The organism is Brucella sp. NBRC 14130, assembly GCF_040371715.1.
Lineage (GTDB): Bacteria > Pseudomonadota > Alphaproteobacteria > Rhizobiales > Rhizobiaceae > Brucella > Brucella intermedia.
On the sequence record NZ_BAABTE010000037.1, the window covers coordinates 1 to 8,430 of the forward strand.

Consider the following 8,430-nt stretch of genomic DNA (forward strand, 5'->3'; position numbering starts at 1 on the left):
ACAAACCACCGGCACCCGAAGCAGCCGTCTGGCCTCCACAAAATGGGCCAGCGTCAACACCAGCAGTGGCAAGCAGACCGATCATGCACTAACATTCCAAACGGATCACCTCGTGGGGGCAGGCCATACTCGTTACGCGTTCAATTGGCATACGATATTCAGCAATCGCTTTCACAATATTCTGCGTCGATTGCGGAAGCGTCTTTAGGAATGCTTCTTGATCTTCTGCAATTGGCTTTCCTTTTTCGTCCAGTCCAACAACTGGTAGCGCATCAAGATCGATTGCAGTTCCGCCTACAGTGGCTTTGTTAGCGCCACGTGATTTCTGTTCGAGATTAAATTCCTCAAACGATTTCGGAGTACGACCCGCTTCTTTTTCCTGCTCGACATAGAGATTGTAATTACGCATCGCATCTGTCTGACGATGTTCTTCTTCACCAGAAACACGACCAGAAGCCTTACCGCGCTCAAGTTCTGTTTCGGATTCAACAACGCCGGGAGCGTTTTCATACGAACCATCGGCATTGAGCAAACGACCCTTTTCGCGCTGCTTGTCATCAAGACGCTGGATCATTGCTAGCGTGGCTCTTGAGCCATCTTCGTCGCCGGCTGCAACCTGCTTGCGGAAATGCTCTTTGAGGAACTGTATCGAATATGCTGTATTGCCGGTCGTATCTATTTCATTTGCGTATTCCTGCGCGGCAAGTGCCTGCTGCAACTTGACCTGATCGGCCTGCTTCTTTGCACCCAACGCACCGATTTCAGCGTTATTCTTCATAGCATTCTGATAGCCAGATACGCCGCCACCAACTCCCTGACCCAAAACACTAAGGAAGTTCTTCGGATCAGCAGAAGGACCGCCAGCCGCCATCATGTTAGCGCCAGCGTTTAGCAGCGCCATTGATACGGCTTCTCGTTTATTCGGATCGCTAGGCAAAAAACTACCTAGCAAACCTTTGCTTTCCGATTGTGCAGGGGCTTGCTCTGGTGATTGCTCGGCCTGTGCACCGAGCAAACTTGTATCACCACCTTGCGACTGCAATCGCTTCAATAATGCTAAAATATCAAAACCGGCCATTATGCAGCCTCCATAAATGTATCATTGATAATCATCTTAATGCCGTTGACCTCAACGACTGCATCCGGCAACACTTCCTCGACCTCATGTGCAAGCGGCCCGATAAAGATTTCTTCCGGGTTATCCTTGTAAGCAAAGCGATACATTGGAATGCCGTTCGGGAATTTACCGACGCACTCGAAAACAATCTTGGTGCGCTCGTCACATAGCGAGAGCAAGCCCAATAGACCGCTTGCAATACCGCCGATCTGACCAGCCGTATTCGAGTAAACCGGCGTTGTGGTGTTGTTGTAACCGCCACCGTTAGCCAGGTTGATCATGTTGGCAATATTCGCCAATGGCTGGTTCTGGCTGAAATCGTGACGCTGAATATCTGCATTCAAGACATTCTGTGCGCGGTCGTCTTTCTGCTGCCCGATCTGCTGCAAATACTGCGAAGGCAGATAACCCAACCCATACATATCACCGGCCATACCAGCCGCACCCAACTGAGTGTTAGCCTGCGCGTTCTGATTACCCGCTTGTGAATTCGCTGCATTCATCTGCAAATTGGCGTTGTTGAATTTGTTGTTCACGCCCTGCTGATAAATGTCATTCTGCAAGCCTAAGCCCTGCAACTGGTAATTCTTATCGAACTGGTACTGGCTATTCAGGGAGTTTGCAGCGTCATTGCGCAAGCCCTGCTGGTTCGCACTCGTGTTCGCGAGATTTGAATTGGCCTGCATCTGGTTCTGCTGATCGGTATTGTAGAAATTGCCGTACTGACCAGCCGCCGACAACTGGCGATCCTTGTCCGTGTTGTACTGATTCCCGTACATATCGGTTGCAACTTGCGCCATTGCGGTTGCTGCTGTCTGGTCTGCCTTGTTGCGCTGATTTGCAAAAGCGGCAGAACCCATTCGACCAAGTGATGCGGCCTGAGAGTCAATCTGCGGGTTCGTAACAGTGGCAAGTTGCTCAGCGATCTTGCCTTGCTGTGTCGCAACCATCTGATCCAAATATGGATTGTTGCCGATGTTCGCGCCGGAAGCAGTTTGCTGCAAATAATCCATCGCTGGATTGTTCGATCCTGCAAGCGTGTTCGCCTGCTGCTGCTGCAAGCCGGAAGCGGCGTTCGTGTAGTTTGCACCTGCGTTAAGCGTCGATTGTCCCGGTGCTTGTCCGGTGTTCGCGCCGCTGGCAATGTTGTTAACACCCGCTGTCGCTGGGTTGGTTCCCACATCAACGCCATTCTGCAACTGCGATAGCGTTTGGTTCGGCTGCTGCGAGAAGTTGTTTCCCTGCGTGATGTTGTTGACTGTGTTCTGTGCATTGCCGATTGCAGATGAACCCTGACGCGCAAGCGCTTCCTGTTGGGCCAATGCATCTTTAGTGGCTTGTGACTGATCTGCAACGGTACTGCCCTGATAATATTCAGGCTTGCCGTCCTTATACATTTGGTCGGCTTGCTTCAAATAGTCCAAAATATAAGGCTTTGCACCGTCCCACGGTTCAACCTTTGTTGTGGTTTCCTTTGGTTGACTTCCCATTTTCAAACTTCCTTATAGTATTCGTTTCCTTCTGTCGTGAAACCGTTTTTCGTCAAAATACTTTTCCATCCTTTTCGACCAATACCCAAAACATACTTACATGCATGTTCTCTTGCGTACTGTTCTACCAATGGTAAACCATCAACAAATATATCGCGCATTGCTTTTCCCTTGTTGCCACCTACAAGGAAAAGCACACAAACCTGACTATCTCGCCATTCAGTTAAACTGGTAATGCAAACTGCATTTGGTGCAGTCCAAAGCAGGTAATCCCGCTCAAGTAATCCAATTAGAATATTGTCTTCTGTGTATGGCTTGTCCGAATAAGGTAATGCGTTCAATATCCATTCTCTTACTCGTGGGTATTCCGTATCAAAATCAACTGCTGTATCAATACGTTTAACTGCCATTATACTCCATGTAACACATAATAGAATTTTCTCGTTGTCGTTGCGCTTGCATGTCCGATTGTAAACTGACCAATGCCAACGCTTTGAATGAACCACTGTTCTGCTTTTGCATTTGCATCCGCTGGAATAAGCATTGGAACAGTTGTTTGAACAACCTTCGCATTCATTACGACCGTTGATGTTGCAGACGTTTTCAGTGTAACTGTTCCTGTGTTGTCGAATTGACGAACAAGGTCATTTACAACACGTGCAACATGCTTTGGGTCTTCTGGTTTATAAACACCTTCCATTGCTTCTCCTTTTGCAGCAGATATTTATCTGAAACCTGCTGCATTAGCGTCAATTTGAATTGCGCTTGCTTTGTCCCATTCGCCTCGCAATTGCAGTCGGAAACGATGGAAACGGTCTTGTACTCGGAAGTATGCAAAGCCTGTGTCTGCGTTTGGTAATGATGGATTGCTCCAACGAACCACGCCATTGCTTGTGCTGCGCGATCCCACTGCAACCGATGCACTTGATTGCGATCCTTCGAAGAACGGTCGTACTCCCATGATGTTTGTGCGGTCGCCTACTGCTTTCGGATCGACTGCGCGCAACGTGTTTATGAGCAGAAGTTCTTGCGTCTCGAAGATCGCAGGCAACGTGTCGCCGGAGTAAATGTAGACATTTCCGGTCATATCCATACCCGCGAGCAATGCAGAGCCACCCGCCCAAATTGGATCGTCCCAACTTGCAGGCACATCATCAAGCGTTCCGAATTCGTCTAGTCGGTCGATTGTCCAAGAAAGCGCAATCGTGTTGAACGTGAATTGCGCTGTTGCTTCTGCCTCTGACCATTCGCCTGTCTGGTAGTTGTAGATCATCGTCTTGTCTGGCAGACCGTTCGGCGTGTCTACGCTAACGAATGTCCAATGGATCAAAGATGCGCGAGGATCGACCATTGCGGTCATCAAATGAAACTGCGATGACTGCGCTTTCTGGAGAAAATACTTGTTTACCTTGCCGTTTCCGATTGGCACTAAGTTGCCGTTCTGAAACATGTAAAAGCCGTCATCGCTCAAAAAGAACGTTTTACCTTCTACGGTCACTAGGCTTTCTGGTACTGAACAACCTTTGCCCTCAACACGAGTATCGAAGCGATACACATATGGCGCTCCGATATACTGCATTTGAACAATGCCGTTTTTCAAAAACACCCAAACATTATCCTCGCAGACGATCCCCTGTATCGGGCCGTAGCCGTTAATATCCTGAAAGTCTGCCTGTGTTTGTGCGGAGAATGCCCATTCACTAGGATAACCTTGCCCACTCCAACGAATGCGATTGGTCTTGAATGAGTCAAGCGGGTCCCAAGTGTTTGCGAGAATGACGAACTCCTTGTGAGTGCCGATGTATCTGCCCTTCACAAGCGAAGTCAGGTCGGCAAACTCCAAGTCGATATTCATGTCCACGTATTGCGGTGCATCCGTGAAATTCGTGAAAATCTGATATGGGCCATATTCGACCGAACGCCAGCGATCCGCGCTAACACCATTGTAGCCGTCAGTTCGTGACATGTCCGTCCACTGGCGATCACCCGGCGCTAACTTGTAGAGTTTGCTTGCACAACCGCCATAAACCTTCGCGTTGCCGTACTGGTCTAATCCAACGGCTGTTCCGGTCGGTCTGCTTTCCATTGATGTAGCCGAGTATAAGCGAGCGCGCTTCATAGCGCCGTATGTAACGCTGCTTGCTGTTGCACCTGCTCCCGGTGTTACATTGCGCGCCATGGTCAAACCCGGATTATTCAAATCGGGAAAGTCAGGACGCCAAGGGCCGAACATGCTGTCGATAATCACCATCCACCCCCATAATCTACGGTGGGTTGATTACCGCTAGTCACTGCTCTGTTATGGTCTGCTGTAAGCAATCCAAAGGCTTCACCGAGACTGTTTTTTTCCTGCGCTTCTGCTGTCGGGTCTTTCAACCAACGATAAGCGCGAACAAGTGAAGCATGGAACAAAACAGCAGGAAAACGCTGCAATAGCCAGTTTGTCGGTGCTGCATCCGAAAGCACTGGTACACGAGCAAAATATAGGAGTTTAACGGTTCGTGGCGTTTCGACTTCCGGCAGGATCACATACGAATTGCCGTTCTGGTAATAGCCAATTTCGCCGTTGCGTACCTTCGGATCGTAAGCGCTTATCGGTGTTGCAAGCACACCATCGACAATAATGCGTCGGGCTTCCTGAAAATCATCTGGCAGCGTAACGGTGTTATTCGTGCCGGTTAGTGTGACTTCCTTCTCCTGCATGAAATGACGCACGACAACGGAAACATCATTCTCCGCAAGTGCGATGAATGATTTGATTGGTGCATCTGGACGCAGAATGTAATCGGCAATTGTTTGCTGTAGGTCAGAGTAATTTGAGAGTGCCATTTTACAACCTCAAATTATTCGTGCGGAAACCTGCGTTATCCGAATGGTTCAAAAACTTTTTAAATTCGGTTGGGTCTTGTGCAATTCCCTTTGCATGAAGGTCCAAATAAACACTCGTCGGCATTGATGCGACCTTAGTGTTATTGCTCAGACTACCTGATCTACTGAAATGCTTTGCTTCCTCCGCATTTGCTTCCATGACCGAATTGACTGTTTTATGATATACAACTTGCTTCATGGTGTTGCCTTCGCGAACATAATAAGTCGCGGTGTCGGCGTTCTCATGTGCTAGGTAATGAGCGCCATCTTCCATAACATCGGCAAGTGTGAGTGCTATATAATTCTCAGAATCCATTGTTCGCCTCATTATTGTTTTTCTTATCGGGCGATAAAAATGAGGGCGCATTTAGCGCCCTCACTGTAGCATTACTTTACGTCTGCAATCTTGAAGTGCGAACGTTCGTCAAGAGCCTTGAGCGTTAGTTCCGCAACAAGGGTCTTCTTGTCGCTGTCGCCGGTCTTGCCATGATCGTACTTGGTCCACTTATCCAAGTAGGATACAACAAACTTGGATGGGTCGATACCCAAAACAGTTGTCGTGCTCATCAAGTAGTGAGGGATCACGCTGTAAGTTCCGAAGTCACCAACATACGTATCTACAACGTTGAAAATCTTCTTCTTTGTTGCATCCTGATACATGGTCGAGTTGCCCTTGAAGGAACTAATACGACGCTTTAGACGACCGTTCACCAAAACAGTGTCTGGACGGCCACCAGCAGCCCAAGCCTTCTGCTGCGCATCATTTAGCATGTCTTCGGTGAATTCACGAAGATCGGCTTCGTCTGCGTTTACAACAGAGCCATAAACAGGGCTTGTATAACCCGGAGTATCACCGCTAGCGGCGTGGAAAGCATTTTCCTTGATGGTTGCTTCAATACCAGCAAGACGACCTGCAACAGTACCAGTATGTTCTACCGAACCCTGACCGCCGATAAGAGCCGCTTCTACGTCGCGCTTGACTTCCTTAGAAATCTTATCGAACTGACGGGAAAACTCGTCGTTTGTGCCAAGTGTAATAGAAGAACGCAAAGTACGGGCAACTTCCGCAGTCTTCGAGAAAATCTGTGTGTGGTTGCTGAGTTTTTCAGGAGCAACTAGATTTGCTTCTGGAGCAGCAGCGCCTTCAACCTGTGCGTTGTTCGCATTTGCGGCAGCAAGCGAGTCAGTGAACCAGAAAGCAGTCGTTGCGCCAACGGAGTCAGATGGGCAAAGCGTCTGAACTGGGGTTTCTTCACGAGCAACCGTGGACATTACCTTGTGCCACTGTTCGTTGATCGTATTGGTATCTGTAGTTTTAAATGTACCGGCCATTTTTGGCTTCTCCTTATTCGTTGTCTAATAGATGTTTGAACAAGCCCTGCTTTGAATTGCTTCCCGCATACTCTTTGAGTTTTGCGTTAAAGCCTGTGCTTGGCTTCTTCGATGCAGTTGAACCCGGCATAGTCAGAGCCGGTTTAGCCTCAATCTTCTTCACTGCCTTCGGCATATTCTTTGCCGCTTCCATTCCCAATTTTGCGTAATATGCAAGTTGGATCATGGTTGGATCGACTAGCGTGTTAACCTGATCGTCTGGAATCCCTTGTTCACTAAGGAAATTTCCAAGTTCAATGAGTGCAACATTGGCTTTTTTGTCATCACCGAATACGTCTGGCATTCTGCGAGCAAGTTCCGCACGACTATCAATAATGTCCTGCTCTCTCTTTGCTTCTGCAAACTGCGCATCGCGTTCGGCAATTTTAACCTGCGTATCGTAAATGGCACGAACTGCTTCTTCACGTGCACGTTGCTTCTCGGTCCATGCGGCTTTGTCTTTTTCCCACTGGTAGCGTTTCTGCTGTGTAGTGTATGGGTCGATTTCAAATTCAGCAGCCCAATCGGGTTCTGCACCAAAATCACCCATTTCAAAGACCTGTGCCACATGATGAGCCAATTGGTTCAACATGCTTGCAGATTGTTCACGCACTTGATGCATATCGATTTCCTGAACGATCCACTTTTTGCGATGTTCAGCAAGTTCCTGCATTTTGCGCGTGTAATCGGACTGTCTCAGAAATCCGCGTTCTGCTTCCTTACGTGAAATTGCTTGGCCTTCGAGTTCGAATACAATTTCTTCCGGGTCGCGTTCTTCGGTTGTTTCTGCTTCTTTGTCCTCTGCATCTTCAGTTTCATCTACGTCAACTTCTTCGGAGTCCGTTTCTGGTTGTTCCAAGTTTTCGTCAATGTCTTCATCCGATGTATTTGAAGCAATAAGTGCTTCCGCTTCGGCATCTGTATCTACTTCGGTTGTAGCAGTATCGCTGTCCAGTAGGTTCTTAAATGCTGACTGTGTGTCCATTTCGGACACAGTGCCAGTTCCCTGATCGGGAGTATTGGCTAAATCCATGAGTAATACCTCAATAAGTGTTATCGATATGGATATTTATTGAGGTACTGCTTTTTATGCGTCTTTGAGGTTTTCCAGTTGTTCCTCTGCGTTTAACTCAAATAACGCTTCACTAACGTATTGCTGCAACTGCTTATCTAGCAAATCGAAAGCATATGAGATTTGATGAATACGCTCTCGTTCTTCGGTGTTGCTAACGTTTGTTTTTCTAAATTGGTCAAATAAGTCTTTACGTACTTCATTGGATATTGCTTGAAACTCCGGCATATCCAAAATGCGTTTTGCTTGCTGACCGCGTGTAATTTTTTCCTGTTTCAAATGTCGCTCCCCTTAAAATTTTGGTGCAAAGTATCCCTGTGCTGGGGATTGTTATAAGATGGGGATGCATCCATAGTGTTAAAAGATGGATATGCATTCATAGATAGTGAGCGTCCGGTGAGCTATTTTTGCTGATTGGGCAAATCGGGCGATGTTCTGGCATTCGAACCAGCATTAGTGCTGACATTAATACCAGAACAAAGAGGTTTCATGGCTCGCATGGAGATCATGTC

At 47.7% G+C, this 8,430-nt stretch carries 10 protein-coding genes; all 10 read right to left on the reverse strand.

Annotation, left to right across the window (positions count from 1 at the left end; genetic code table 11):
- Window positions 1-88: 88 nt before the first annotated feature.
- Window positions 89-1,078 (reverse strand): hypothetical protein, encoded by a 990-nt coding sequence (locus ABWW28_RS26960; RefSeq protein ID WP_353392891.1) that lies wholly within the window; start codon window positions 1,076-1,078, stop codon window positions 89-91.
- The gene (locus ABWW28_RS26965; protein ID WP_353392893.1) at window positions 1,078-2,607 is read right to left on the reverse strand and encodes a hypothetical protein; all 1,530 of its coding nucleotides are present in this window, start codon (window positions 2,605-2,607) and stop codon (window positions 1,078-1,080) included. The genes ABWW28_RS26960 and ABWW28_RS26965 overlap by 1 nt, the downstream gene beginning before the upstream one ends.
- A 2-nt stretch (window positions 2,608-2,609) precedes the next feature.
- Window positions 2,610-3,017: a hypothetical protein gene (locus ABWW28_RS26970; RefSeq protein WP_353392895.1), complete on the reverse strand. Its 408-nt coding sequence runs from the start codon at window positions 3,015-3,017 to the stop codon at window positions 2,610-2,612.
- A complete protein-coding gene (locus ABWW28_RS26975) occupies window positions 3,017-3,307 on the reverse strand; it encodes a hypothetical protein (protein WP_353392897.1) in 291 nt (96 codons plus the stop codon). Before ABWW28_RS26975 ends, ABWW28_RS26970 begins: the two co-directional genes overlap by 1 nt.
- Window positions 3,308-3,331: 24 nt before the next feature.
- Window positions 3,332-4,858 carry a hypothetical protein gene (locus tag ABWW28_RS26980; RefSeq protein ID WP_353392898.1) on the reverse strand — a complete coding sequence of 509 codons (1,527 nt, stop codon included), beginning with the start codon at window positions 4,856-4,858 and terminating at the stop codon, window positions 3,332-3,334.
- Window positions 4,852-5,436: a phage adaptor protein gene (locus ABWW28_RS26985; protein WP_353392900.1), complete on the reverse strand. Its 585-nt coding sequence runs from the start codon at window positions 5,434-5,436 to the stop codon at window positions 4,852-4,854. Before ABWW28_RS26985 ends, ABWW28_RS26980 begins: the two co-directional genes overlap by 7 nt.
- 1 nt (window position 5,437) lies before the next feature.
- The gene (locus tag ABWW28_RS26990; RefSeq protein WP_353392902.1) at window positions 5,438-5,791 is read right to left on the reverse strand and encodes a hypothetical protein; all 354 of its coding nucleotides are present in this window, start codon (window positions 5,789-5,791) and stop codon (window positions 5,438-5,440) included.
- A gap of 71 nt (window positions 5,792-5,862) precedes the next feature.
- The gene (locus ABWW28_RS26995; protein ID WP_353392904.1) at window positions 5,863-6,807 is read right to left on the reverse strand and encodes an SU10 major capsid protein; all 945 of its coding nucleotides are present in this window, start codon (window positions 6,805-6,807) and stop codon (window positions 5,863-5,865) included.
- 13 nt (window positions 6,808-6,820) lie between these two features.
- Window positions 6,821-7,879, reverse strand: a complete 1,059-nt coding sequence (locus tag ABWW28_RS27000) for a hypothetical protein (protein ID WP_353392906.1) — start codon at window positions 7,877-7,879, stop codon at window positions 6,821-6,823.
- A gap of 54 nt (window positions 7,880-7,933) precedes the next feature.
- Window positions 7,934-8,197 carry a hypothetical protein gene (locus ABWW28_RS27005; RefSeq protein ID WP_353392907.1) on the reverse strand — a complete coding sequence of 88 codons (264 nt, stop codon included), beginning with the start codon at window positions 8,195-8,197 and terminating at the stop codon, window positions 7,934-7,936.
- Window positions 8,198-8,430 lie beyond the last annotated feature (233 nt).